At 55.9% G+C, this 25,842-nt stretch carries 24 protein-coding genes; 18 read left to right on the forward strand and 6 right to left on the reverse strand.

Annotated elements, in window-relative coordinates:
• Positions 1 to 11 precede the first annotated feature (11 nt).
• From amiB to rlmB, 12 genes are all read left to right on the forward strand, one after another.
• Positions 12 to 1,355 (forward strand): N-acetylmuramoyl-L-alanine amidase AmiB, encoded by a 1,344-nt coding sequence (amiB, locus tag ACOTX1_RS16180; protein ID WP_023315257.1) that lies wholly within the window; start codon positions 12 to 14, stop codon positions 1,353 to 1,355.
• Between the two features lie 9 nt (positions 1,356 to 1,364).
• Entirely contained in the window at positions 1,365 to 3,209 is a 1,845-nt protein-coding gene (mutL, locus tag ACOTX1_RS16185; protein WP_003855987.1) for a DNA mismatch repair endonuclease MutL, read from the forward strand.
• Entirely contained in the window at positions 3,202 to 4,152 is a 951-nt protein-coding gene (miaA, locus tag ACOTX1_RS16190; RefSeq protein WP_003855989.1) for a tRNA (adenosine(37)-N6)-dimethylallyltransferase MiaA, read from the forward strand. The genes mutL and miaA overlap by 8 nt, the downstream gene beginning before the upstream one ends.
• Positions 4,153 to 4,237: 85 nt before the next feature.
• Positions 4,238 to 4,549, forward strand: coding sequence for an RNA chaperone Hfq (gene hfq / locus ACOTX1_RS16195; protein WP_003855990.1), 312 nt, complete (start codon positions 4,238 to 4,240; stop codon positions 4,547 to 4,549).
• 74 nt (positions 4,550 to 4,623) lie between these two features.
• On the forward strand, positions 4,624 to 5,904 hold the full coding sequence (gene hflX / locus ACOTX1_RS16200) for a ribosome rescue GTPase HflX (protein WP_003855991.1): 1,281 nt from the start codon (positions 4,624 to 4,626) through the stop codon (positions 5,902 to 5,904).
• A gap of 56 nt (positions 5,905 to 5,960) precedes the next feature.
• A complete protein-coding gene (gene hflK / locus ACOTX1_RS16205) occupies positions 5,961 to 7,220 on the forward strand; it encodes an FtsH protease activity modulator HflK (RefSeq protein ID WP_003855992.1) in 1,260 nt (419 codons plus the stop codon).
• Between the two features lie 2 nt (positions 7,221 to 7,222).
• The gene (gene hflC / locus ACOTX1_RS16210; RefSeq protein ID WP_003855994.1) at positions 7,223 to 8,227 is read left to right on the forward strand and encodes a protease modulator HflC; all 1,005 of its coding nucleotides are present in this window, start codon (positions 7,223 to 7,225) and stop codon (positions 8,225 to 8,227) included.
• Between the two features lie 71 nt (positions 8,228 to 8,298).
• The gene (locus tag ACOTX1_RS16215) at positions 8,299 to 8,496 is read left to right on the forward strand and encodes a DUF2065 domain-containing protein (RefSeq protein WP_003855996.1); all 198 of its coding nucleotides are present in this window, start codon (positions 8,299 to 8,301) and stop codon (positions 8,494 to 8,496) included.
• A gap of 104 nt (positions 8,497 to 8,600) precedes the next feature.
• Entirely contained in the window at positions 8,601 to 9,899 is a 1,299-nt protein-coding gene (locus tag ACOTX1_RS16220) for an adenylosuccinate synthase (protein WP_003855997.1), read from the forward strand.
• Positions 9,900 to 10,091: 192 nt separating this feature from the next.
• On the forward strand, positions 10,092 to 10,517 hold the full coding sequence (nsrR, locus tag ACOTX1_RS16225; RefSeq protein ID WP_003855998.1) for a nitric oxide-sensing transcriptional repressor NsrR: 426 nt from the start codon (positions 10,092 to 10,094) through the stop codon (positions 10,515 to 10,517).
• A 38-nt stretch (positions 10,518 to 10,555) separates the two neighbouring features.
• A complete protein-coding gene (gene rnr, locus ACOTX1_RS16230; RefSeq protein ID WP_023315260.1) occupies positions 10,556 to 12,997 on the forward strand; it encodes a ribonuclease R in 2,442 nt (813 codons plus the stop codon).
• A 63-nt stretch (positions 12,998 to 13,060) separates the two neighbouring features.
• Positions 13,061 to 13,792, forward strand: a complete 732-nt coding sequence (gene rlmB, locus ACOTX1_RS16235; protein ID WP_023315261.1) for a 23S rRNA (guanosine(2251)-2'-O)-methyltransferase RlmB — start codon at positions 13,061 to 13,063, stop codon at positions 13,790 to 13,792.
• A gap of 91 nt (positions 13,793 to 13,883) precedes the next feature.
• Here the strand turns inward: rlmB and ACOTX1_RS16240 are convergent, their stop codons facing one another.
• Entirely contained in the window at positions 13,884 to 15,158 is a 1,275-nt protein-coding gene (locus ACOTX1_RS16240) for an MFS transporter (protein ID WP_023315262.1), read from the reverse strand.
• 195 nt (positions 15,159 to 15,353) lie between these two features.
• On the opposite strand from ACOTX1_RS16240, the gene ACOTX1_RS16245 reads away from it, so the two are divergent.
• On the forward strand, positions 15,354 to 16,976 hold the full coding sequence (locus ACOTX1_RS16245; RefSeq protein ID WP_003856005.1) for an isovaleryl-CoA dehydrogenase: 1,623 nt from the start codon (positions 15,354 to 15,356) through the stop codon (positions 16,974 to 16,976).
• On the opposite strand, the gene ACOTX1_RS16250 is transcribed toward ACOTX1_RS16245, so the two are convergent.
• The 3 genes from ACOTX1_RS16250 to bsmA all read right to left on the reverse strand — a co-directional run bounded on the left by ACOTX1_RS16250 (position 16,973) and on the right by bsmA (position 19,828).
• A complete protein-coding gene (locus ACOTX1_RS16250; protein WP_023315264.1) occupies positions 16,973 to 18,904 on the reverse strand; it encodes a methyl-accepting chemotaxis protein in 1,932 nt (643 codons plus the stop codon). The genes ACOTX1_RS16245 and ACOTX1_RS16250 overlap by 4 nt on opposite strands.
• Before the next feature lie 170 nt (positions 18,905 to 19,074).
• Positions 19,075 to 19,350, reverse strand: a complete 276-nt coding sequence (gene yjfN / locus ACOTX1_RS16255) for a DUF1471 family protease activator YjfN (protein ID WP_003856009.1) — start codon at positions 19,348 to 19,350, stop codon at positions 19,075 to 19,077.
• Positions 19,351 to 19,498: 148 nt separating this feature from the next.
• On the reverse strand, positions 19,499 to 19,828 hold the full coding sequence (gene bsmA, locus ACOTX1_RS16260) for a biofilm peroxide resistance protein BsmA (protein ID WP_263522409.1): 330 nt from the start codon (positions 19,826 to 19,828) through the stop codon (positions 19,499 to 19,501).
• 137 nt (positions 19,829 to 19,965) lie between these two features.
• Here bsmA and yjfP point away from each other — a divergent pair, with 137 nt between their 5' ends.
• Entirely contained in the window at positions 19,966 to 20,688 is a 723-nt protein-coding gene (gene yjfP, locus ACOTX1_RS16265) for an esterase (protein ID WP_023315265.1), read from the forward strand.
• Here the strand turns inward: yjfP and ulaR are convergent.
• Together ulaR and ulaG are read right to left on the reverse strand one after the other, a co-directional pair.
• On the reverse strand, positions 20,685 to 21,440 hold the full coding sequence (gene ulaR / locus ACOTX1_RS16270) for an HTH-type transcriptional regulator UlaR (RefSeq protein ID WP_003856014.1): 756 nt from the start codon (positions 21,438 to 21,440) through the stop codon (positions 20,685 to 20,687). The two genes, yjfP and ulaR, sit on opposite strands and share 4 nt — an antisense overlap.
• A gap of 110 nt (positions 21,441 to 21,550) precedes the next feature.
• Entirely contained in the window at positions 21,551 to 22,615 is a 1,065-nt protein-coding gene (gene ulaG, locus ACOTX1_RS16275; protein WP_023315266.1) for an L-ascorbate 6-phosphate lactonase, read from the reverse strand.
• Positions 22,616 to 22,974: 359 nt separating this feature from the next.
• Here ulaG and ulaA point away from each other — a divergent pair, with 359 nt between their 5' ends.
• Genes ulaA through ulaD form a run of 4 tightly spaced genes read left to right on the forward strand, consistent with a single transcriptional unit; the run spans position 22,975 to position 25,833 of the window.
• A complete protein-coding gene (gene ulaA, locus ACOTX1_RS16280; protein WP_003856019.1) occupies positions 22,975 to 24,375 on the forward strand; it encodes a PTS ascorbate transporter subunit IIC in 1,401 nt (466 codons plus the stop codon).
• Between the two features lie 12 nt (positions 24,376 to 24,387).
• Complete coding sequence (gene ulaB / locus ACOTX1_RS16285; protein ID WP_003856022.1) at positions 24,388 to 24,693, forward strand: PTS ascorbate transporter subunit IIB; 306 nt, start codon at positions 24,388 to 24,390, stop codon at positions 24,691 to 24,693.
• Positions 24,694 to 24,702: 9 nt separating this feature from the next.
• Positions 24,703 to 25,170: a PTS ascorbate transporter subunit IIA gene (gene ulaC / locus ACOTX1_RS16290; RefSeq protein ID WP_003856024.1), complete on the forward strand. Its 468-nt coding sequence runs from the start codon at positions 24,703 to 24,705 to the stop codon at positions 25,168 to 25,170.
• A 12-nt stretch (positions 25,171 to 25,182) separates the two neighbouring features.
• On the forward strand, positions 25,183 to 25,833 hold the full coding sequence (ulaD, locus tag ACOTX1_RS16295; RefSeq protein WP_003856025.1) for a 3-keto-L-gulonate-6-phosphate decarboxylase UlaD: 651 nt from the start codon (positions 25,183 to 25,185) through the stop codon (positions 25,831 to 25,833).
• Positions 25,834 to 25,842 lie beyond the last annotated feature (9 nt).

The raw sequence follows: 25,842 nt of genomic DNA on the forward strand, positions 1-25,842 counted from the left end.
GGGATAACGGGATGATTAATCGCGTTAAAGGTTGGGTGCTGGCTGCCACGGTCCTGCTGTGCGCGCAGGTCGGGGCGGCCAGCCTCTCGGATATTCAGGTGTCGAATGGCGATAGCCAGGCCCGCATTACGTTCAGCTTTATGGGCGATCCTGAATATGCTTTCTCACAAATCGACAGCCGCAGCGTGGCGCTCGATATTAAACAGACCGGGGTGATCCAGGGGCTGCCGCTCCAGTTCAGCGGCAACAATCTGGTGAAAAGCATCCGTTCGGGAACGCCGAAGGATACGCAGTCTCTGCGTCTGGTGGTCGATCTCACCGAAAAGGGCAAAACGAAGGCGGTTAAGCAGCAAAACGGCGCCAATTATACGGTGGTCTTTACCATTAATGCTGATGTTCCGCCGCCGCCGCCACCGCCTGCACCTGTTGTAGCAAAACGCGTGGAAGCGCCGGTTTATACCCCAAGGCCGTCTGAGCCAGCCCGTAATCCGTTTAAATCACAAAATGACCGACTTACCGCCGTGACCAGCAGCAACACGGTGACGCGTCCGGCGGTCAGCGCGCGGCGAACACCGGTCAGTGGCGACAAAGTGATTATCGCCATCGACGCCGGACACGGCGGGCAAGATCCTGGCGCGATTGGCCCGGGCGGCACGCGGGAGAAAAACGTCACTATCGCCATTGCCCGTAAGCTGCGTGCGCTTCTGAATGACGATCCGATGTTTAAAGGGGTCATGACCCGCGACGGAGATTACTTTATTTCAGTGATGGGACGCTCGGATGTGGCGCGTAAGCAAAACGCCAACTTCCTGGTGTCGATTCACGCGGATGCTGCGCCGAACCGTAACGCCACCGGCGCGTCGGTATGGGTGCTGTCGAACCGTCGAGCCAACAGTGAAATGGCGAACTGGCTTGAAGAGCACGAGAAGCAATCTGAACTGTTAGGTGGGGCAGGCGATGTGCTGGCAAACAGCCAGGCCGATCCGTATCTCAGCCAGGCGGTACTGGATTTACAGTTCGGTCATTCTCAGCGCGTCGGGTATGATGTCGCCACTAACGTACTGAGCCAGCTGCAAAGCATTGGATCGCTGCATAAGCGTCGCCCGGAGCATGCAAGCCTTGGTGTCCTGCGTTCGCCGGATATCCCGTCGATTCTGGTAGAGACGGGCTTTATCAGTAACCATGGTGAAGAGCGTTTACTGGGAAGCGACAGCTATCAGCAGCAAATTGCCGAAGCGATTTATAACGGTCTGCGTAAATACTTTGACGCGCATCCGCTTCAGTCTGCGCCGCAGGGCGGGGCAGCCCAGACGGCAAGCGCCGCGCTGCCGGGTGAAATGACCGCGACTAATTAAGGAGAGTTCATGCCGATTCAGGTTCTACCGCCGCAGCTCGCGAACCAAATCGCCGCCGGTGAGGTGGTGGAACGCCCTGCGTCGGTGGTGAAGGAACTGGTGGAAAACAGCCTCGATGCAGGGGCGACCCGCATTGATATCGATATCGAACGCGGGGGCGCAAAGCTTATCCGCATTCGTGATAACGGCTGTGGCATCAAAAAGGACGAACTGGCGCTGGCGCTGGCGCGTCATGCCACCAGTAAAATTGCCTCACTTGACGATCTGGAAGCGATTATAAGCCTGGGTTTTCGCGGCGAAGCGCTGGCCAGTATCAGCTCCGTTTCCCGCTTAACGTTGACCTCCCGCACGGCCGACCAGCAGGAAGCCTGGCAGGCCTACGCCGAAGGGCGTGATATGGACGTCACGGTTAAACCTGCGGCGCACCCGGTAGGCACCACGCTTGAAGTGCTGGATCTCTTCTATAACACGCCCGCCCGGCGCAAGTTTATGCGAACCGAGAAGACCGAATTCGGACATATCGACGAGATCATCCGCCGCATCGCGCTGGCGCGCTTTGATGTCACGATCAACCTTAGCCATAACGGCAAAGTGATGCGCCAGTATCGCGCAGTGGCGGAAGGCGGGCAAAAAGAGCGTCGGCTGGGCGCTATCTGCGGCACACCGTTCCTGGAAAAAGCGCTGGCCATTGAGTGGCAGCATGGCGATCTGACCTTGCGTGGCTGGGTTGCCGATCCGAACGCCAGCAGCGCCGCTTTTGCTGAAATTCAGTATTGCTACGTCAACGGCCGCATGATGCGCGACCGCCTGATTAACCACGCTATTCGACAGGCCTGCGAAGATAAGCTCGGCGCCGATCAACAGCCCGCCTTTGTGCTTTATCTGGAGATCGACCCGCACCAGGTTGACGTTAACGTGCACCCCGCCAAGCACGAGGTGCGTTTCCACCAGTCGCGCCTGGTGCATGATTTCATCTACCAGGGCGTTGCCGCTGTATTGCAGCAGCAGGCAGAGCCAGAGTTGCCGCTGGCAAAAGAAGCGCCCGCGCCGCGCCCACTGCCGGAAAACCGCGTGGCGGCCGGGCGTAACCATTTTGCTGAACCGGCGGTAGCGCGCGAGCCGGCTGCCCCACGTTTATCCTCGGCGGGCAACGCGCCGCGACCAACCGGTGCCAACTATCCCAACGCTCAGCCGGGCTATCATAAACAGCAGGGGGCGCTGTACCGCAAGCTGCTGGATACCCCGTCCGTTGAGCATAAAGAGCACATCACGGTTTCACCCCCCTCTCTGGATGGACATAGCCAGAGTTTTGGTCGGGTATTAACCATTATTGCCCCCGACATGGCGTTGCTTGAACGCGAAGGTAAACTCCTGTTGCTGGCGCTTTCCGTGGCGGAGCGCTGGCTCAAACAGGCGCAGTTAACTCCGGGGGTGAATGCCGCCTGCGCGCAGCCGCTGTTGATTCCTGTTCGCCTGAAAATAACCCCTGAAGAAACAGGGGTTTTGCGGCGCGTGCAGACGCAACTGGCCGAAATGGGGATTGAAATCGTACTGGACGCGCAGCATGTGACAATTCGCGCAGTGCCTTTACCCTTACGCCAACAAAATTTACAAAACTTGATTCCTGAACTGATAGGCTACCTGGCGCAGCAAACGACGTTTGATGCCGCCGATACCGCGCAGTGGATCGCCCGCCATCTGGCCAGCGAACATTCGCCGTGGAGTATGGCGCAGGCGATTACCGTTCTGGCGGAGGTGGAGCGCCTCTGTCCACAGCTGGTGAAAGCACCTCCAGGTGGCTTGTTACAACCTGTTGATTTACAAACGGCGATGACCGCCCTGAAACATGACTGATGTAAGTAAGGCGAGCCTGCCAAAGGCGATTTTTCTAATGGGGCCAACGGCCTCCGGCAAAACGGCGTTAGCCATTGAGTTACGTAAAGTTTTGCCAGTAGAGTTGATTAGCGTTGATTCAGCCCTCATCTACCGAGGGATGGACATCGGCACGGCGAAGCCCAACGCAGACGAACTGCGTGCGGCACCGCACCGTTTACTGGATATTCTCGACCCGGCACAGGCTTACTCCGCGGCAGATTTTCGCCGCGACGCCTTAGCCGAGATGGCCGAGATTACCGCCGCGGGACGCATACCGCTGTTAGTTGGCGGCACGATGCTCTACTTTAAGGCGCTGCTGGAGGGGTTATCGCCTCTGCCATCGGCCGATCCGGAAGTGAGAGCGAAGATTGAGCGGCAGGCGGCAGAGCAGGGGTGGGACGTTTTGCACAGGCAACTGGAAGAGATTGACCCGGTTGCCGCAGCGCGGATCCACCCAAACGATCCGCAAAGGCTTTCCCGGGCACTGGAAGTTTTTTTCATTTCGGGTAAAACTTTAACGGAACTGACGCAAACGTCAGGAGACGCTCTGCCGTATCAGGTGCATCAGTTCGCCATCGCCCCGGCGAGCCGTGAACTGCTCCATCAACGAATTGAGCAGCGTTTTCATCAGATGTTGGCTTCAGATTTTGAAGCAGAAGTGCGGGCGCTTTTTGCCCGTGGAGATTTGCATACGGACATGCCTTCCATTCGTTGTGTGGGGTACCGCCAGATGTGGTCGTATCTTGAAGGCGAGATTTCATACGATGAAATGGTTTATCGAGGTGTTTGCGCCACGAGACAGTTAGCGAAGCGCCAGATCACCTGGTTACGCGGTTGGAAGGGGGTTCACTGGTTAGACAGTGAAAAACCACAACAGGCGTTAAACGAAGTGATTGAGGTTATTGGTGATATCGCTGACTGAATGTGTACAATTAAGCCGTATCGTGCGCAATTTTTCAGAATCGCAAGGTTCTAAGTACAAAACAAGCATATAAGGAAAAGATAGAATGGCTAAGGGGCAATCTTTACAAGATCCGTTCCTGAACGCATTGCGTCGGGAGCGTGTTCCAGTTTCTATTTATTTGGTGAATGGTATTAAGCTGCAAGGTCAGATTGAGTCTTTCGATCAGTTCGTGATCCTGTTGAAAAACACGGTCAGCCAGATGGTCTATAAGCACGCGATTTCTACTGTTGTTCCGTCCCGTCCGGTATCTCATCACAGCAATAACGCTGGCGGCGGCACTGGCAGTAACTACCATCACGGCAGCAACGCGCAGGGTTCTTCAACACCAGCGCAGGACAGCGAAGAAACCGAATAAGGTTTTGGGCTGTTATCCACACGGGGAGCCAGGGATCCTGCGTTCCCCGCTGATCTTTTTAGAGAGGTTTACGCTTGTTTGACCGTTATGACGCCGGTGAGCAGGCGGTGCTGGTACACATCTATTTTTCGCAAGACAAAGATATGGAAGACCTCCAGGAGTTTGAATCTCTGGTCTCTTCCGCCGGTGTCGAAGCAATGCAGGTGATTACCGGTAGCCGTAAAGCGCCGCACCCGAAGTATTTTGTAGGTGAAGGTAAAGCAGTAGAAATTGCGGATGCCGTAAAAGCAACCGGCGCATCTGTTGTGCTGTTTGATCATGCGCTGTCTCCGGCTCAGGAACGTAACCTGGAAGCTCTCTGCGAATGCCGTGTTATCGATCGCACGGGGTTGATCTTAGATATTTTTGCTCAGCGTGCGCGTACCCACGAGGGTAAGTTGCAGGTTGAGCTGGCGCAGTTGCGCCATCTGGCGACGCGTCTGGTGCGTGGCTGGACACACCTTGAAAGACAAAAAGGCGGGATTGGTTTGCGCGGCCCGGGTGAAACCCAGCTCGAAACCGACCGCCGTTTACTGCGTGGGCGTATTACCCAGATCCTTTCACGTCTGGAACGTGTAGAGAAACAGCGCGAGCAGGGGCGTCGGGCGCGAACGAAAGCTGACATCCCAACGGTGTCGCTGGTGGGCTATACCAACGCCGGTAAATCCACTCTGTTTAACCAGATAACCGAGGCCCAGGTGTATGCCGCAGACCAGCTGTTTGCGACCCTGGACCCAACCCTGCGCCGTATTGACGTCGCAGACGTGGGTGAAACGGTGCTGGCGGATACCGTAGGGTTTATTCGCCATCTGCCGCACGATCTGGTCGCGGCGTTTAAAGCGACGTTGCAGGAGACGCGTCAGGCGACCCTGCTACTGCATGTGATTGATGCGGCTGACGTACGCGTGCAGGAGAACATCGACGCGGTGAACGTGGTGCTCGAAGAGATCGACGCCCACGAAATTCCTACCCTGTTGGTGATGAACAAGATCGATATGCTGGACGATTTTGAACCGCGTATTGACCGAGACGAAGAGAACAAACCGATTCGGGTCTGGCTGTCTGCTCAGGCCGGGATTGGTGTGCCACTGCTTTTCCAGGCTTTGACAGAACGTCTTTCCGGTGAGGTAGCTCAGCACACGCTGCGACTGCCGCCACAGGAAGGCAGGCTGCGCAGCCGGTTTTATCAGCTTCAGGCGATAGAAAAAGAGTGGATGGAGGATGACGGCAGCGTGGGGATGCAGGTGCGTATGCCGATCGTTGACTGGCGTCGCCTCTGTAAACAAGAACCTGCGCTGGCGGACTATATCGTCTGATCAGAAAGGGGAAGCCTGAAAAATTCGCCCTTGCATAACAAATATGGAGCATATACATGGCGTGGAATCAGCCCGGTAATAACGGACAAGACCGCGACCCGTGGGGAAGCAGCAATAATCAAGGCGGCAACTCTGGGGGAAATGGCAACAAAGGTGGTCGCGAGCAGGGGCCGCCGGATCTGGATGATATCTTCCGCAAACTGAGCAAAAAGCTTGGTGGCCTTGGCGGAGGAAAAGGTTCTGGCTCGGGTGGCAATTCCACTCAGAGTCCGCGCCCGCCAATGGGTGGCCGCGTGGTGGGCATTGTCGCCGCTGCGGTAGTAATCATCTGGGCAGCCAGCGGGTTCTACACCATTAAAGAAGCAGAACGCGGCGTGGTCACCCGTTTCGGTAAGTTCAGCCATCTGGTTGAACCGGGCCTGAACTGGAAGCCGACCTTCATTGATGACGTGACCGCGGTTAACGTGGAGTCCGTCCGTGAACTGGCCGCCTCTGGCGTGATGCTGACCTCTGACGAGAACGTGGTGCGCGTTGAGATGAACGTACAGTACCGCGTGACCGATCCGGAACGTTATCTGTTTAGCGTGACCAGCGCCGATGACAGCCTGCGTCAGGCGACCGACAGCGCCCTGCGTGGCGTGATCGGTAAATACACCATGGACCGTATCCTGACCGAAGGTCGTACCGTTATTCGTAGCGATACCCAGCGTGAGCTGGAAGAGACCATCCGTCCGTACAACATGGGTATCACCCTGCTGGACGTCAACTTCCAGGCTGCACGTCCGCCGGAAGAGGTGAAAGCCGCCTTTGACGATGCGATTGCCGCGCGTGAAAACGAACAGCAGTACATCCGTGAAGCGGAAGCGTACACCAACGAAGTTCAGCCGCGTGCAAACGGTCAGGCGCAGCGTATTCTGGAAGAAGCGCGTGCGTATAAGACCCAGACCATCCTGGAAGCACAGGGTGAAGTGGCTCGCTTCGCGAAGATCCTGCCGGAATATAAAGCCGCGCCGGAAATTACCCGTGAGCGTCTCTATATCGAGACCATGGAAAAAGTGCTGAGCCATACGCGTAAAGTGCTGGTTAACGACAACAAAGGCGGAAACCTGATGGTCCTGCCGCTGGATCAGATGCTGAAAGGCGGTTCTGCACCGGCAGCAAAAGACAACAGCGGTGCGAACAACCTGCTGCGTCTGCCACCGGCCTCGTCTGGCAGCGCCAGTGCGAACACAACGCCTTCTTCGAACGATGGTGACATTATGGACCAACGCCGTGCCAACGCGCAGCGTAACGACTACCAGCGTCAGGGGGAATAAGGATGCGTAAGTCAGTTATTGCGATCATCATCATTGTACTGGTCGTGCTCTACACCTCCATCTTTGTGGTGAAAGAGGGCGAGCGTGGGATCAAGTTCCAGTTCAGCAGCGTCGTGCGTGACGGCGACAAGCGTCCGGTGATTTATGAGCCGGGTCTGCACTTTAAGATCCCGTTCATTCAGTCAGTGAAAACGCTCGATGCGCGTATCCAGACCATGGATAACCAGGCCGATCGTTTCGTGACCAAAGAGAAGAAAGACCTGATCGTTGATTCCTATATCAAATGGCGCATCAGCGATTTCAGCCGCTACTTCCTGGCAACCGGGGGGGGCGACGTTTCTCAGGCAGAAGTGCTGCTGAAACGTAAGTTCTCTGACCGTCTGCGTTCTGAAATTGGTCGTCTGGATGTGAAAGACATTGTGACCGACTCCCGTGGTCGTCTGACGCTGGAAGTGCGTGATGCGCTGAACTCCGGCTCTGCGGGCACCGAGGATGAAGTTGAAACCCCGGCGGCAGACGATGCGATTGCCAAAGCGGCTGAACGTGTTCAGGCTGAAACCAACGGTAAAGTGCCGGTGATCAACCCGAACAGTATGGCGGCGCTGGGCATCGAAGTGGTTGATGTGCGCATCAAGCAGATCAACCTGCCAGCGGAAGTGTCCGAGGCGATCTACAACCGTATGCGCGCCGAGCGTGAAGCGGTAGCCCGTCGTCACCGTTCACAGGGTCAGGAAGAAGCGGAAAAACTGCGCGCGGCAGCGGACTATGAAGTCACCAAGACGCTGGCGGAATCTGAGCGCCAGGGTCGTATCCTGCGCGGTGAAGGTGATGCGGAAGCCGCGAAACTGTTTGCTGATGCATTCAGCCAGGATCCGGACTTCTATGCCTTCATTCGTAGCCTGCGCGCTTACGAGAATAGCTTCAAGAGCAACCAGGATGTGATGGTGCTCAGCCCGGACAGCGATTTCTTCCGTTATATGAAGACGCCGACCAACGCAACGCGATAAACTCAGGCTCGTTTGAATATTCAAACCACCGCTCTTCACGGAGCGGTGGTTTTCTTTTATAAGGATGAAAAATGAATTCAACGATCTGGCTCGCGCTGGCCCTGGTTTTGGTGCTGGAAGGCCTCGGCCCGATGCTTTATCCGCGCGCATGGCGCCGGATGATCGCCACCATGAGCCAACTGCCGGATAATATTTTGCGTCGTTTTGGCGGTGGTCTTGTGGTTGCTGGTATCGTTATCTACTACATGTTGAGGAAAACGATTGGCTGATCAAAAACTAACCGCAATTGGCATATTTTAGGGTCAAAAAGTGCTGTATATCTGAAAAAGCGATGGTAGAATCCATTTTTAAGCAAACGGTGATTTTGAAAAAAATGGGTAACAACGTCGTCGTACTGGGCACCCAATGGGGTGACGAAGGTAAAGGGAAGATTGTTGATCTTCTGACTGAACGGGCTAAATATGTTGTACGCTACCAGGGCGGTCACAACGCAGGCCATACTCTCGTAATCAACGGTGAAAAAACCGTCCTCCATCTTATTCCATCAGGCATTCTTCGCGAAAACGTCACCAGCATCATCGGTAACGGCGTTGTGCTGTCTCCTGCTGCGCTGATGAAAGAGATGAAAGGTCTGGAAGACCGTGGTATCCCTGTTCGTGAGCGTCTGCTGCTCTCCGAAGCCTGCCCGCTGATCCTGGACTATCACGTGGCGCTGGACGTGGCGCGTGAAAAAGCGCGTGGCGCGAAAGCGATCGGCACTACCGGTCGTGGCATCGGCCCGGCATACGAAGATAAAGTGGCTCGTCGCGGTCTGCGCGTCGGTGACCTCTTCGACAAAGCAACCTTCGCTGAAAAACTGAAAGAAGTGATGGAATATCACAACTTCCAGCTGGTGAACTTCTATAAAGCCGAAGCCGTTGACTACCAGAAAGTGCTGGATGACGTCATGGCGATTGCAGACATTCTGACCGGTATGGTTGTTGATGTGTCCGATCTGCTGGACCAGGCGCGCAAGCGTGGCGATTTCGTCATGTTCGAAGGTGCGCAGGGTACCCTGCTGGACATCGACCACGGAACCTATCCGTACGTTACGTCCTCTAACACCACCGCGGGTGGCGTGGCGACCGGCTCTGGCCTGGGTCCACGTTATGTGGATTACGTTCTGGGCATCATCAAAGCGTACTCCACTCGCGTGGGTGCAGGTCCATTCCCGACCGAACTGTTTGATGAAACCGGCGAGTTCCTCTGCAAGCAGGGTAACGAGTTTGGCGCGACCACCGGTCGTCGTCGTCGTACCGGCTGGCTGGACGCCGTTGCCGTACGTCGCGCAGTGCAGATCAACTCCCTGTCTGGCTTCTGCCTGACCAAGCTGGACGTACTGGACGGCCTGAAAGAAGTGAAAATCTGCGTTGGCTACCGCATGCCAGATGGCCGCGAAGTGACCACCACTCCGCTGGCTGCTGACGACTGGGAAGGCATTGAGCCAATCTACGAAACCATGCCGGGCTGGTCTGAGACCACCTTCGGTGTGAAAGAGCGTAGTGGCCTGCCAAAAGCCGCGCTGGACTACATCAAGCGCATTGAAGAACTGACCGAAGTGCCGATCGATATTATTTCTACCGGCCCGGATCGTACTGAAACGATGATCCTGCGCGACCCGTTCGACGCATAATCTTCGTGACTGCTGGCCTGCGGGGAAACCCGTAGGCCGGATAAGCGCAGCGCCATCCGGCGACCGCTCCTGGATCTCCGCTTTTTCGCCCCGTCTGTCAAATAAATTAGCCGCTAACTATCTGGCTGGTTTATCATCATTAATGAATATCTCTGCGGTTTAACCGCGTTTTCCCTTTTTCCTGAGGTTGATGTGCAGTTAACAAGTTTCACCGATTACGGCTTACGCGCGCTGATTTACATGGCGTCGTTACCCGATGGGAAGATGACCAGCATCTCTGAAGTCACAGAGGTGTACGGTGTGTCCCGTAATCATATGGTCAAAATAATCAATCAACTTAGTCGTGCCGGATACGTTGCTGCCGTCCGCGGGAAGAATGGAGGGATCCGTCTCGGTAAACCGGCACAGAGTATCCGTATTGGCGATGTGGTACGTGAACTGGAGCCGCTCTCTCTGGTGAACTGTAGCAGCGCGTTCTGCCACATTACGCCCGCTTGCCGCCTGAAGCAGGCGCTTTCAAAGGCCGTGCAAAGTTTTCTCAAGGAACTGGATAACTACACGCTGGCCGATTTGGTTGAAGAGAATCAACCGCTTTATAAATTATTGCTGGTGGAATGAAGAAAATTTCCACCGGAGCTGACAACGGAGGAACCGACATGTCACAAGATCCTTTCCAGGAACGCGAAGCCGAAAAATACGCGAATCCTATCCCCAGCCGCGAGTTCATCATTGAACACTTAACAAAACGCGAAAAACCCGCCAATCGTGAAGAACTTGCCGTTGAATTAAACATTGAAGGTGAAGAGCAAATTGAAGCCCTTCGCCGCCGCCTGCGCGCCATGGAGCGTGACGGGCAGCTGGTCTTTACTCGTCGCCAGTGCTACGCGCTGCCAGAACGCCTCGACCTGCTGAAAGGCACCGTTATTGGTCACCGCGATGGCTTTGGCTTCCTGCGCGTGGAAGGCCGTAAAGACGACCTGTACCTCTCATCTGAACAGATGAAGATGTGTATTCACGGCGACCAGATCCTGGCGCAGCCGCTGGGTGCAGACCGTAAAGGCCGCCGCGAAGCGCGCGTGGTCCGCGTGCTGGTGCCGAAAACCAGCCAGATCGTTGGCCGTTACTTTACCGATGCGGGCGTAGGTTTTGTGGTGCCGGACGACAGCCGTCTGAGCTTCGACATTCTCATCCCGCCTGAAGAGGTGATGGGCGCGCGTATGGGCTTTGTGGTGGTGGTTGAACTCACCCAGCGCCCGACCCGCCGTACCAAAGCGGTAGGTAAAATCGTCGAAGTGCTGGGCGATAACATGGGCACCGGCATGGCCGTTGATATGGCGCTGCGCACCCATGAAATTCCGTACGTCTGGCCGAAAGCGGTTGAAGACCAGATCGAAAACCTGCGTGAAGAAGTGCCGGAAGAGTCCAAAGCAGGCCGCGTGGATCTGCGCGATCTGCCGCTGGTCACCATTGATGGTGAAGACGCCCGTGACTTCGATGATGCCGTATATTGTGAGAAAAAACGTGGTGGTGGCTGGCGTCTGTGGGTGGCCATCGCGGATGTGAGTTATTACGTACGTCCACACACGCCGCTGGATAACGAAGCGCGCAGCCGCGGTACGTCGGTCTACTTCCCGTCTCAGGTTGTACCGATGCTGCCAGAAGTGCTCTCCAACGGCCTGTGTTCCCTCAACCCGCAGGTGGACCGCCTGTGTATGGTCTGCGAAATGACCATCTCCAGCAAGGGACGTCTGACGGGCTATAAGTTCTACGAAGCAGTGATGAGTTCTCATGCGCGCCTGACCTATACCAAGGTCTGGCATATGTTGCAGGGCGATCAGGATCTGCGCGAACAGTACGCGCCGCTGGTCAAACACATCGAAGAGCTGCACAACCTCTACAAAACGCTGGATCAGGCGCGCGAAGAGCGCGGTGGGATCTCGTTTGAGAGTGAAGAGGCGAAGTTTATCTTTAACGCCGAGCGCCGTATCGAGCGTATCGAGCAGACCCAGCGTAACGATGCGCACAAGCTGATTGAAGAGTGTATGATCCTGGCGAACATCTCGGCGGCACGTTTCGTTGAGAAAGCCAAAGAGCCTGCGCTGTTCCGTATTCACGACAAGCCAACCACGGAAGCCGTAACCTCGTTCCGCTCCGTGCTGGCTGAACTCGGTCTGGAGCTGCCTGGCGGTAATAAGCCTGAGCCACGCGATTACGCCGAGCTGCTGGAATCCATCAGCGATCGTCCTGACGCGGAAATGCTGCAAACCATGCTGCTGCGCTCCATGAAGCAGGCGATTTACGATCCGGAAAACCGGGGCCACTTTGGTCTGGCCTTACAGTCGTACGCGCACTTTACCTCGCCGATCCGCCGTTATCCGGATCTGTCCCTGCACCGTGCGATCAAGTATCTGCTGGCGCACGAGCAGGGTCATAAAGGCAATACGACCGAAACCGGAGGGTATCACTACTCCATGGAAGAGATGCTGCAGCTGGGCCAGCACTGTTCCATGACCGAGCGTCGTGCGGATGAAGCAACGCGCGACGTGGCGGACTGGCTGAAGTGTGACTTTATGCTGGATCAGGTGGGTAATATCTTTAAAGGCGTGATTGCCAGCGTCACCGGCTTTGGCTTCTTCGTGCGTCTGGATGAGCTGTTTATCGACGGTCTGGTGCACGTTTCCAGCCTCGATAACGATTACTACCGCTTCGACCAGGTCGGACAACGTCTGATCGGCGAATCCGGCGGCCAGACCTACCGTCTGGGAGATCGGGTGGAAGTGAAGGTTGAAGCCGTGAATATGGACGACCGTAAAATCGACTTCAGCCTGATCTCCAGCGAGCGCGCGCCGCGTAACGTCGGGAAAACCGAGCGTGAGAAAGCGAAAAAAGGTGGCAACGGTAAAGCGGGCGGCAAGCGACGTCAGGCAGGTAAAAGAGTAAACTTTGAGCCAGACAGCGCTTTCCGTGGCGAGAAGAAACAGAAGCCCAAGGCGGCGAAAAAAGACGCTCGTAAAGCGAAAAAACCGTCGACCAAGACCCAAAAAATAGCGGCCGCGACCAAAGCGAAGCGCGCGGCGAAGAAACAGCAGGCGGAGTAATTTCCCCTCACCCTGACCCTCTCCCCAACGGGAGAGGGGAAATATTTATTACGAGAACCATCAATGAGTGAAATGATTTACGGCATCCACGCGGTGCAGGCCCTGCTGGAGCGCGCGCCGGAGCGTTTTCAGGAAGTTTTTATTCTGAAAGGGCGAGAAGATAAACGTCTGATGCCGCTGATCCACGCGCTGGAAGCGCAGGGCGTAGTGATCCAACTGGCGAACCGCCAGTATCTGGATGAGAAAAGCGAAGGAGCTGTACACCAGGGCATTATCGCGCGCGTGAAGCCAGGCCGTCAGTATCAGGAGAACGATCTGCCGGATCTGATCGCTGAGCTGGATAACCCGTTCTTCCTGATCCTTGATGGCGTAACCGACCCGCATAACCTGGGCGCGTGCCTGCGTAGCGCCGATGCAGCAGGCGTGCATGCGGTGATTGTGCCAAGAGATCGTTCCGCGCAGCTTAACGCTACCGCTAAAAAAGTTGCCTGCGGCGCGGCGGAAAACGTTCCGCTGATCCGCGTGACTAACCTGGCGCGCACCATGCGTCTGTTGCAGGAAGAGAATATCTGGATCGTTGGCACGACCGGTGAAGCGGATCACACCCTGTATCAGAGCAAAATGACCGGCCGCATGGCGCTGGTGATGGGGGCAGAAGGTGAAGGCATGCGTCGTCTGACGCGCGAGCACTGCGACGAGCTGATCAGCATCCCGATGGCAGGCAGCGTGTCGTCCCTGAACGTTTCTGTTGCGACGGGTATCTGCCTGTTCGAAGCGGTGCGTCAGCGCGGGTAGCCTGTTGTGCCGGGTGGCGGCTTCGCCTTACCCGGCCTACAAAAGCATGGTAACGTAGGCCCGCTAAGCGCAGCGCCACCGGGCAACAATCTCACTCCTCTAACGACCGTAAATGGTCATCCTTCCTCAGCGTCATCAGCGCGAAAATACTCACCACCGCCGTTGCCATCACGTAGTACGCCGGAATATCCAGATTGCCCGTCTCTTTAATCAGCCCGGTAATGATCAGCCCCGCACAGCCCGAGAAGATCGCATTCGACAGAGAATAGGCCAGCCCCAGCCCGGTATAACGCACGCGCGTCGGGAACATCTCAGACAGCATTGCCGGCCCCGGCCCTGCCAGCATCCCAACCAGACCTCCCGCAATCAGCACCACAATCGCTTTGACCGCCAGCGTACTGGTTTCCGCCTGCAAAATTTTCAGCAGCGGCAGGGCGAGGATCAGCAGGAGCACGGTGGAGATAATCATCACCGTCCGCCGCCCGATCCTGTCGCTCAGCATGCCCGACGGAATGATCGTGAGCGCAAACCCAATGTTAGAAATCACCGCAATCAGCAGCGCCTGGTTAAAACCGGTGTGCAGCGCAGATTGCAGATAGGTCGGCATAATCACCAGATAGGTATAGCCCGCCGCAGACCAGACCATCACGCGGCCAATGCCCATCAGGATGGTTTTGAACGTGGCGGCGGTGGTGGCCTGAGTAACAACCGGTTTTTCCCGTTGCTGCACAAAGCTCGGCGTCTCTTCCATGCTCACCCGCAGCCATAGCGCGACCGCACCCATCGGCAACGCCAGGAAGAACGGAATGCGCCAGCCCCAGTCGTGCAAGGCTTCAGGGGAGAGCAGGGCAGAGAGCAACGCGACAATACCTGCGCCCGCTAACAGTCCGAGCGCCACGGTGAAGGACTGCCATGCCCCGTAAAGACCGCGCTTGCCGCGCGGGGCGAACTCCGTCATCAATGAGACCGCACCGCCATACTCACCGCCCGCGAACAGTCCTTGCAGAATACGCAGGAGCGTAACGATCAGCGGCGCGGCAATCCCGATACTGGCGTAGACCGGCACAATACCGATGGCAGCGGTGGCGAGCGTCATCAATACCAGCACGATAATCAGCGTCGGTTTGCGGCCAATCCTGTCGCCAATGCGGCCAAAGACCACCGCACCCAGCGGACGGAAGAAGAAAGCGATGGCGAACGAGGCCCAGGTAAGGATCAGGCTGGTGAGCTCCGCTTCCCCCTCAAGCTGGAAGAAGTTTCTGGCAATCACCGTTGCCAGAAAACCGTAGACCGCAAATTCATACCACTCGATGAAATTACCGATGGAGCCTGCAATTAATGCACGCTTGTGCGCATCCTGTTGCATAACGATCCTCACAAAAACGGGGTAAGAATAAATTATTCAGCATTAGTGAAGTAATGAAATAGTTTATTCTTATGTTCTGTGAGCTATTTCACGAATGATATCAACACGATCGTCATCGTGTGACCCCCCTCCCATGCAGCGTGCATGCCCTCTGTCCATACTTACCTTTATTGCCAATGAAAGGAGGGAGACAGCATGCACTGGCAGACACATACCGTTTTTAATCAACCTGCACCGCTATCGAACAGCAACCTTTTTCTCTCTGATTGCGCCCTGCGCGATGCGGTAGCGCGCGAAGGGGCTGAGTGGGATGTGGATCTTCTTGCCAGCATCGGACAGCAGTTGGGTACGGCGGAGTCGCTGGAGCTGGGCAGGCTGGCGAACGTTAATCCGCCGGAGCTGCTGCGTTATGACGCCACGGGAGTGCGGCTGGACGACGTCCGCTTTCATCCGGCATGGCATCTTCTGATGCAGGGGCTTTGCGCCAACCGGGTGCACAACCTGGCGTGGGAGGAGGAGGCGCGGAAAGGATCGTTCGTCGCCAGGGCCGCGCGTTTTGTGCTGCATGCTCAGGTGGAGGCGGGAACGCTATGCCCGGTGACCATGACCTTTGCGGCCACGCCGCTGTTGCTACAGTCGCTGCCCAAACCGTTTCACGACTGGTTAACGCCGCTGATGAGCGATCGCTACGATCCCCATCTCGCACCGGGGGCGCAAAAGCGCGGCCTGCTGATCGGCATGGGGATGACGGAAAAGCAGGGCGGTTCGGACGTACTCAGTAATACCACCAAAGCAGAGAAATGCAGTGATGGCAGTTACCGGCTGGTGGGGCACAAATGGTTTTTCTCCGTGCCGCAGAGCGATGCGCATCTGGTGCTGGCGCAGGCGAAGGGCGGGCTTTCCTGCTTTTTTGTTCCGCGTTTCTTACCCGACGGGCAACGCAATGCCGTGCGCCTTGAGCGTCTGAAGGACAAGCTCGGTAACCGTTCAAATGCCAGCAGTGAGGCTGAGTTCCTTGATGCTTACGGCTGGCTGCTGGGCGAAGAGGGTGAAGGTGTCCGGCAAATTCTTAAGATGGGTGGGCTGACGCGCTTTGACTGCGCGCTTGGCAGCCACGGACTGATGCGCCGTGCGCTCTCGGTGGCGCTTTATCATGCCCATCAGCGGCAGACCTTCGGCAAAAATCTGATCGACCAGCCGTTAATGCGCGACGTGCTAAGCCGTATGGCGCTGGTGCTGGAGGGACACACGGCACTGCTGTTCCGACTCGCCCGGGCGTGGGATAACCGCACCGACCCGCAGGAAGCCGCATGGGCGCGGCTTTTCACGCCGGCGGCAAAATACAGCGTCTGCAAAGCGGGCATACCGTTTGTGGCAGAGGCAATGGAGGTGCTGGGTGGCGCAGGCTATTGCGAAGAGAGTGAGCTTCCGCGGTTGTACCGTGAAATGCCCGTTAACAGCATCTGGGAAGGCTCTGGCAATATTATGTGCCTGGATGTCCTGCGCGTGCTGGCGAAGCAGTCGGGCATTGTCGACCTGCTCGCCGATGATTTCGCGCAGGTAAAAGGCCAGGACAGGCACTTCGATCGCAGCTGGCGGCAGCTACAGCAGAAGCTGCGTAAACCGCAGGAAGCGCAGGGCAGGGAGATCGCGCGGCAGCTCTTTTTAATCGGGGCCGGAAGCCAGATGCTGCGGCACGCAACGCCGCCCGTGGCGCAGGCGTGGTGCCGCATGATGCTGGATACCCGGGGCGGCACGCTGATGAGCGAACAGGTGCAAAACGACCTGCTGCTGCGCGCCACGGGCCGGGTCGGTTAAGCTTTAAGCTGGAACAGGCTCACCAGCCGGGTGAGATGTGAACCCTTCTCGCGCAGCGTCTGCGCCGTCTGCTCGCTGCGTGAGATACGATCGGCATTGATGTGCGATGCCTCACCGATGTGCGTCATCGCCAGATTCACCTGACCAATCCCCGCAGACTGCTCGCGGGAGGCGTGGTTGATCTCGGTAACAAGCTGGCTGATGTTATCGATATGAACAATGATGGCATCCATCGCCAGACGCGTCTGCTCAGAAAGCGCATGGCCTTCGCTCACCTTGTTCAGCGTGTCGCCAATCAGCTGCTCAATCTCTTTTACCGCGTTGGCGCTGCGTGCGGCCAGGGCGCGCACCTCTTGCGCCACCACTGCGAAACCTTTCCCGTGCTCGCCCGCCCGCGCCGCTTCAACCGCCGCATTGAGCGCCAGGATATTGGTCTGGAAAGCGATGGACTCAATCACGCGGGTGATGTCTTCAATGCGTTTCGATGCATCACGAATATCATCCATGGTGGAAACTGCGTGGGTCACCGTCTCTCCACCCTGATGCACCGCGCGCGAGGTTTCACCCACTAGCTGCTGAGTTTGCTCCATGTTGGCGGCATTTTGCTGCACGGTGGCGGCTAATTGCTCCATGCTGGCGGAGGTCTCCTCAACGCTGCTGGCCTGTTTGTTGATCTGTTCAGAGATCTCGCCGGTATCTGAAGCCAGCGCGTTAGTCCCCAGATGGATTTCGCTTGCGGCCTCGCGGACCTGCAACACAATTTTTTGCAGGCCGCCCCCGATCCCGTTGATGGCATCAATCAGCTGGCCGACCTCATCCTGGCGGGTTACCGGCAGGCTGGCGCGCAGATCGCCTGCGGCATACTGCCGGGCAAGCGCGATCACTGCGCGCAGTGGGCGGGTTAGCATCCGGCGAATGAGGATAACGAACAGGCCCGCGAAGAGCGCGGATAGCACCACGCCCGCCATCAGGAAGCGATCGCGCAGCGTGGTGACGCTTGAAAGCAGTACGGCTTTATCCACTTCACCCACGATGGTCCAGTTCCAGCCCGGCAGCGGCGTGTAGGCGACTTTGAGCGTACGGCCATCCGCGCTCACGCGTTCCAGCGTGCCGGCTTTATCACTCAGAAGCTGCTGCTGTGTCGCCGTGTCCCAGTTGGGCAGTTTGCCCTCTTCGCTGGCATGGAACAGATACTGTCCGCGCGTTTTACCGCTGCTGCGATCCAGTACAAAGAAGTGACCGCTCTTGCCCAGACGACGGTTAAGGATTTTCTCGCGCATGACGTTCCAGGAATGGGTGATGTCGACGCCAACAAAGATAATCCCGATAACCTGGCCTTCCGCATTTTTAACAGGCTGGTACTGCGTGATATAGCGCTTGCCGAACAGCAGCGCGAGGCCGCGATAGACCTCCCCTTTGGTGACAGCCGCAAATGCCGGGCTGGTGGTATCAAGAACGGTTCCGATGGCGCGGTCGCCATTCTCTTTGCGCAGCGACGTGGCCACGCGGATAAAATCGTTACCACTGCGGACAAACAGCGTCGAGATGGCCCCCGTTCGGCTCAGGAAGTCATCAGAAAGCGTATTGTTTTCATGCAACTCCGTTTCACCGCCCTTCAGCAGAGGAACGGTAAGGCCGTTAATGGTGCGGCTCTGGCTGCTGTCGCTGTTCAATGGCTGTGGCAAAAAGGTGGTGAACAGGCGGGTATAGCTCTCGACCTCTTCGCTCAGGCTGGTGTTGAACATCTCTACCATATCCACCATGCCGGTAGACTGGTTATGCAGGTCTTCAACCGCAAGATCTTCAAGCTGCTGGCTGGTGTTGTGGCTCAACAGAAAAGTGAACAGCAAAAAAAGCGTGGCGACACTGGCACCTGTTAGCAGCGATAGCTTCGTGCCCAGACCTGCCCGGCGGAAAAAGGTGATCATAAATTGCTCATTATTGAAAAGTGATGGCTGTTCAACGGCAGAGCAGAGATAACGTTTACCTTTTTAATGTAACCTAATGTTACATGTTTGTTTTCGTTAGGTTTTGGGAAAGATAAAAAATTTGCAAAAGTGAAAAGCCACTAAAATTAAGTGGCTTTTATCGGAAGGGATTAGGCATAAAGAATGGCCTGCACGCGCCAGTGATTAACATGGTGATCTTCCTGCATCTGGACGATGCGATACCAGGATGCGCCCTGTTCATCGGCCTTCAGAGCGACGACACGTTCAACGTCTTGCGGACTCCCCGTGATATTATTGACGGAGATCTGACCAATCTCGTTCAGGCCCGTGACGCAATCCGCGCTGGCAAATTCGGCCGACTGCGCCGTGGTGCTCAGCAGGCCCGCTGAAAGCAATAGCGTCGTTAAAGCAAGGGTTCGTTTCATCGTCAGCTCCTTTTCACGTGTCTCCGGTATCCGCCGGGCAATCCTTCGCGAATAAACTCATTTCCATTGTTGCTGGCATGGAGTTTATTGTGGACAGGAAAATGTCTACGGACGCAAAGCAGTGTAAAAGTCGTTCAAATGATGATGCTTACTTACGGTACAAAATGCCCTGGGCGTACCACTGTCCCGTACTAATGGTTTCATCAATCATCGTGATGACGTAATAATCTGCTTTTGCGGCAACGGCCTGCGCTTCAATTGCGTCTTCTGCATCATCCGGGGAACCACGAACCATCGCGGATACGGTACCCAGGCGTTGTAATCCTTCCGTCTGATTACGACGAATTTCCTGAGGATGATCGGTAACCGGCGGCGCCGGTTCTGGCGTACCCTGCAATACGGAACATCCGCTGAGCAGCGAGACCAGCAATAAAGCGGTAAGCCTGCGCATAAACCTGTCTCTTTTCCTGATAGCCATAGTGTAGTTGTCTGCGAATTTAGTTTTGGGGGAATGTTCCCGAAGTGTTATCTGGGACGTAGATTTCGAATGAAAATATCGTGAAACCGTAATCCAGCTCTCAACATTATGAATCATTCATCAGCACAGGATCGACAATGATTGAAATTGAAACTCGCCAGCTGAGTGAGCATGAAATCATCCATGCTTTTCCGGCTGGTAAAGGTGAACAGCCGCTGCCGACGGTAGTTTTCTATCATGGCTTTCTCTCCTCGAAGCTGGTCTACAGCTATTTTGCCGTCGCGCTGGCGCAGGCCGGTTTCCGGGTGGTCATGCCTGATGCGCCGAATCATGGGGCACGCTTTACGGGCGATGAGCAGGCGCGGCTGGGGCTGTTCTGGCAAACGCTGCACGGCAATCTGACCGAGTTCGCCGGGCTGCGTGACGCGCTCTTGCAGGCCGGGCTGGTGGAGGGGAAACGGCTGGCGGTCGCAGGCGCATCAATGGGCGGAATGACGGCGCTGGGGATCATGGCCAGGCATCCGGAGGTGACGTCCGTGGCTTGCCTGATGGGATCGGGCTACTTTACGTCGCTGGCAAAGACGCTATTCCCGCCGCAGGCCCCTCAGGAGATTGAGACCCTGTTGTCTGAATGGGACGTCAGCCATGCGCTTTCGCAGCTGGCCGATCGTCCGCTGCTGCTGTGGCATGGGGATGCCGACGACGTCGTACCGCCCGGTGAAACGTTCCGCCTGCAACAGGCGCTACAGCGCGAAGGGCTGGACAGTAATCTGACCTGCCTGTGGGGAGCGGGTGTCCGGCACCGTATTACCCCGGCCGCGCTGGAAGCAACCGTAGAATTCTTCCGCCAGCACCTTTAAACGCGCAGCACCGTGACACCCTGATCCTCCAGCTTGCTGAGGATCTCGGGGTTGGCGTTTTTGCCGGTGATCACCATGCTGATTTGCTCGGCGCGGCTGAAAAGCATGCCGGCGCGTTCACCGACCTTGCTGCTGTCGACCAGCACCACCAGCTTGCCCACCACGTTAAGCATGTTCTGCTCTGCCATTGCGGTGAGCATATCGGTTTTATACAGTCCATCCGCCGTCAGGCCTTTGCCGCTGGTAAACATCCAGTGCCCGGCGTAGAGGCTGTTTTCACTGTCCTGCGGGCTCAGGGTGATGGACTGGCTCTTGTTATACTGGCCGCCCATGATCACCACGCTTTCATGTTCCTGGTCAATGAGATAATTGGCCAGCGGCAGATAGTTGGTAATGATTTGCACCGGCTTGCCGCACATTTCACGGCCCAGCAGAAACGCCGTCGAACCGCAGTTGATCACCACGCTCTCCCCGGGATTCACCAGCTGTGACGCCGCTCTGGCAATCCGCACCTTTTCATCGTGATTCTGCGCCTGGTGGATGTTCATCGGCGTCCAGCGTGGACGCTGCTGGCTGATGGCCTCTGCGCCATTGCGGACTTTTTTCAGCTTGCCGCTCTCATCCAGCTTGTTGATATCCCGTCGCGCGGTAGCGGGGGAGATCCCTAAACGTTCGATCACTTTCTCGACGGTGATAAACCCTGTTTGCGCCAGGAGTTCCAGTAAAATTTGATGCCGTTGCGCTTCCGTCATGAGCTATTCCGATAAGAATTGATTTGAAAAGATGATATTTGAAATAGCGTGAAATTACTAAAATAAAAATGACATCGCCAGACGCAGGGTCTGGCGATTGGGCCTCGGTATCAGAGGAAGGACTTGAACGGCAGATCGGGTTCAATCGTAAAGCAATCATCGAAACCACGCGGGTAGTGATACTCAAGATTGTCTTTATCCAGCGGCCAGGTGAACTTGCCGCCAACCTGCCAGATGAACGGCTTGAAGCCATACTTGAGGCGGTCTTTTTTCATCTCCCACAGGACGCGGATCTCTTGCGGATCGGCCTGGAAGTTTGACCAGATATCATGGTGGAACGGGATCACCACTTTGGTTTTCAGCGCTTCGGCCATACGCAGCATATCCGCGCTGGTCATTTTGTCGGTGATCCCGCGCGGGTTTTCACCGTAAGAGCCAAGCGCCACGTCAATCTGGTGCTCGTTACCGTGCTTCGCGTAGTAGTTGGAGTAGTGGGAGTCACCGCTGTGATACAGGGAACCGCCAGGCGTTTTGAACAGATAGTTCACCGCGCGCTCATCCATCCCGTCTGGCAGTACGCCTGCGGCTTTCTGATCGGCAGGCAGGGTGATCAGCGCGGTGCGGTCAAAGGCATCCAGCGCGTGAATCTCAATGTCTTTGATTTTCACCACGTCGCCCGGCTTCATCACGATGCAGCGCTCTTTTGGCACGCCCCAGCCAATCCACAAATCCACGCAGGTCTGCGGCCCGATAAACGGTACGTCGTCCGCGCAGTTTTGCATTACCGCTGCCGCCACGTTCACGTCGATATGATCGTTGTGATCGTGGGTAGAGAGAACGGCGTCGATCTGGCGAATGGCAAAAGGATCAAGCACAAAAGGCGTGGTGCGCAGGTTCGGCTGGAGCTTTTCAACGCCGGCCATACGCTGCATCTGGTGGCCTTTTTTCATCAGTGGATTGCCGTGGCTCTGTTTGCCGGTGCCGCACCAGAAATCAACACAAATGTTGGCGCCGCCTTCTGATTTCAGCCAGATCCCGGTGCAGCCCAGCCACCACATCGCAAATGTGCCAGGAGCAACCTGTTCCTGCTCGATCTCTTCGTTCAGCCAGCTACCCCACTCCGGAAAGGTACTCAGAATCCATGATTCACGGGTGATGGTTTTCACTTTACTCATCGTTTGACTCCTGGTTTTAATCAAAAGTAATCACACTGTGACTTGTTGTGATTAATGCTGGCACTGTTTAAATCGATTTGCAATGGCTTATTTACGGAAAATTCCCCTCGCCACATCACAGAAAAAACATCATGACGTTGATAAGATAACCGCTACAAATGATTAATATACTGAAAATTAAGAATTTATTTATTGGATTGGTTCGGTAGTGAAAATCATTACTAACGCCATGGAAATAAATTGCGTGATTCGTCACAAATAATCAAATGCAATCTTGTGATGATTATTTGTGATTAATAGAGTGATGACACCAACCACACAGGGATTGCCCCTCGTGTTCTCATTTTCTGGAGAGAGTTATGGAGATCCTCTACAACGTCTTTACCGTTTTCTTTAATCAGGTAATGACCAACGCCCCGCTGTTGCTGGGTATCGTGACGTGCCTGGGGTACATCCTGCTGCGCAAAAGCGTCAGCGTGATTATCAAAGGCACCATCAAAACCATCATTGGTTTTATGCTGTTGCAGGCGGGGTCTGGCATTCTGACCAGCACGTTTAAGCCGGTTGTTGCCAAAATGTCAGAGGTGTACGGCATTAACGGCGCCATCTCTGACACTTACGCGTCCATGATGGCCACCATCGATCGCATGGGAGATGCATACAGCTGGGTTGGGTATGCGGTACTGCTCGCGCTGGCGCTGAACATCATTTACGTGCTCCTGCGCCGTATCACCGGTATTCGCACCATCATGCTCACCGGGCACATCATGTTCCAGCAGGCGGGTCTGATTGCCGTTTCTCTCTATATCTTCGGCTACCCAATGTGGACCACGGTCATCTGCACGGCAGTGCTGGTCTCACTTTACTGGGGCATCACCTCCAACATGATGTATAAGCCAACGCAGGACGTTACGGACGGCTGCGGTTTCTCCATCGGTCACCAGCAGCAGTTCGCCTCCTGGATTGCTTACAAAGTCGCGCCGTACCTGGGCAAAAAAGAGGAGAGTGTTGAAGATCTCAAATTGCCTGGCTGGCTGAATATCTTCCACGACAACATCGTCTCCACGGCAATTGTGATGACCATCTTCTTCGGCGCCATCCTGCTCTCCTTTGGCATTGACGTGGTGCAGGCGATGGCGGGTAAAACCCACTGGACGGTCTATATCCTGCAAACCGGTTTCTCCTTCGCTGTTGCTATTTTCATCATCACCCAGGGCGTGCGTATGTTCGTCGCCGAACTGTCGGAAGCGTTTAACGGCATCTCCCAGCGCCTGATCCCTGGCGCGGTGCTGGCGATTGACTGTGCGGCTATCTATAGCTTTGCGCCAAACGCCGTTGTCTGGGGCTTTATGTGGGGCACCATCGGCCAGCTGATTGCGGTCGGCATTCTGGTGGGCTGTGGCTCCTCAATCCTGATTATTCCTGGCTTTATCCCGATGTTCTTCTCCAACGCCACTATCGGCGTGTTTGCTAACCACTTCGGCGGATGGCGCGCAGCGCTCAAGATCTGCCTGGTGATGGGCATGGTTGAAATCTTCGGGTGCGTGTGGGCGGTCAAGCTCACCGGCATGAGCGCCTGGATGGGCATGGCGGACTGGTCAATTCTGGCGCCGCCGATGATGCAGGGCTTTGCGTCCGTCGGGCTGGTCTTTATGGCCGTCATCATCCTGATTGCCCTGGCTTATATGTTCTTCGCTGGCCGTTCGCTGCGGGCTGAAGAAGATGCGGAAAAACAAACAGCAGAAGTGTCTGCTCATTAAGGAGTTTCGATTATGACCGTACGTATCCTGGCTGTGTGTGGCAATGGGCAAGGTAGCTCCATGATCATGAAGATGAAAGTGGACCAGTTTTTAACCCAGTCAAACATTGACCACACGGTGAACAGCTGCGCAGTGGGTGAATACAAAAGTGAACTGAACGGCGCGGACATCATCATCGCCTCAACGCACATTGCCGGCGAGATTAGCGTGTCGGGCAACAAATACGTGGTAGGCGTACGCAACATGCTGTCGCCTGCGGATTTCGGACCAAAGCTGCTGGAAGTGATCAAAGAACACTTCCCACAAGACGTGAAGTAAGGATGCCACATGAAACTACGTGATTCGCTGGCAGAGAATAACTCCATCCTTTTACAGGCCGAAGCCAGCACCTGGCAGGAAGCGGTGAAGCTGAGCGTGGATCTGCTGGTTAAGGCTGACGTTGTCGAGCCGCGTTACTACCAGGCGATTCTGGATGGCGTGGCGCAGCATGGCCCTTACTTTGTGATTGCGCCAGGCCTGGCGATGCCGCATGGCCGCCCGGAAGAGGGCGTCAAGAAAACCGGCTTCGCGCTGGTGACGTTGAAAACGCCGCTGGTGTTTAACCACGAAGATAACGACCCGGTCGACATCCTTATCACTATGGCGGCTGTCGATGCCAATACCCACCAGGAGGTGGGCATCATGCAGATCGTCAATCTGTTTGATGATGAAGCTAATTTTGACCGTTTACGCGCCTGCCGTACCGCGCAGGACGTGCTGGATTTAATTGATAACGCCACTGCGGCGGCCGTTTAAGAGGAATTTAAAATGTCATTACCAATGTTGCAGGTCGCGCTGGATAACCAGACTCTGTCTCACGCTTACGAAACCACCCGTCTGATTGCGGAAGAAGTGGACATCATCGAAGTCGGCACCATTCTGTGCGTGGGCGAAGGCGTTCGTGCGGTTCGTGACCTGAAGGCGCTCTATCCGCATAAAATCGTGCTGGCGGATGCCAAAATCGCCGATGCGGGCAAAATTCTCTCTCGCATGTGCTTTGAAGCCAACGCCGACTGGGTCACCGTGATCTGCTGTGCGGATATCAACACTGCGAAAGGCGCGCTGGACGTGGCGAAGGAGTTCAATGGCGACGTGCAGATTGAACTGACCGGTTTCTGGACCTGGGAGCAGGCGCAGGAGTGGCGCGAAGCAGGTATCCAGCAGGTGGTTTATCACCGCAGCCGTGATGCGCAGGCCGCAGGCGTGGCGTGGGGTGAAGCCGATATCAGCGCGATCAAACGTCTGGCCGATATGGGCTTCAAAGTGACCGTAACCGGTGGCCTGGCGCTGGAAGATCTGCCGCTGTTCAAGGGGATTCCAATTCACGTCTTTATTGCCGGTCGTAGCATTCGCGATGCGGAATCTCCGGTGGAAGCGGCGCGTCAGTTTAAACGCTCAATCGCTCAGCTTTGGGGTTAAGGAGCGGGT

Origin of the sequence: Enterobacter cloacae complex sp. IR5401, assembly GCF_049238425.1 — a bacterium.
Taxonomy (GTDB): Bacteria; Pseudomonadota; Gammaproteobacteria; order Enterobacterales; family Enterobacteriaceae; genus Enterobacter; species Enterobacter hormaechei_C.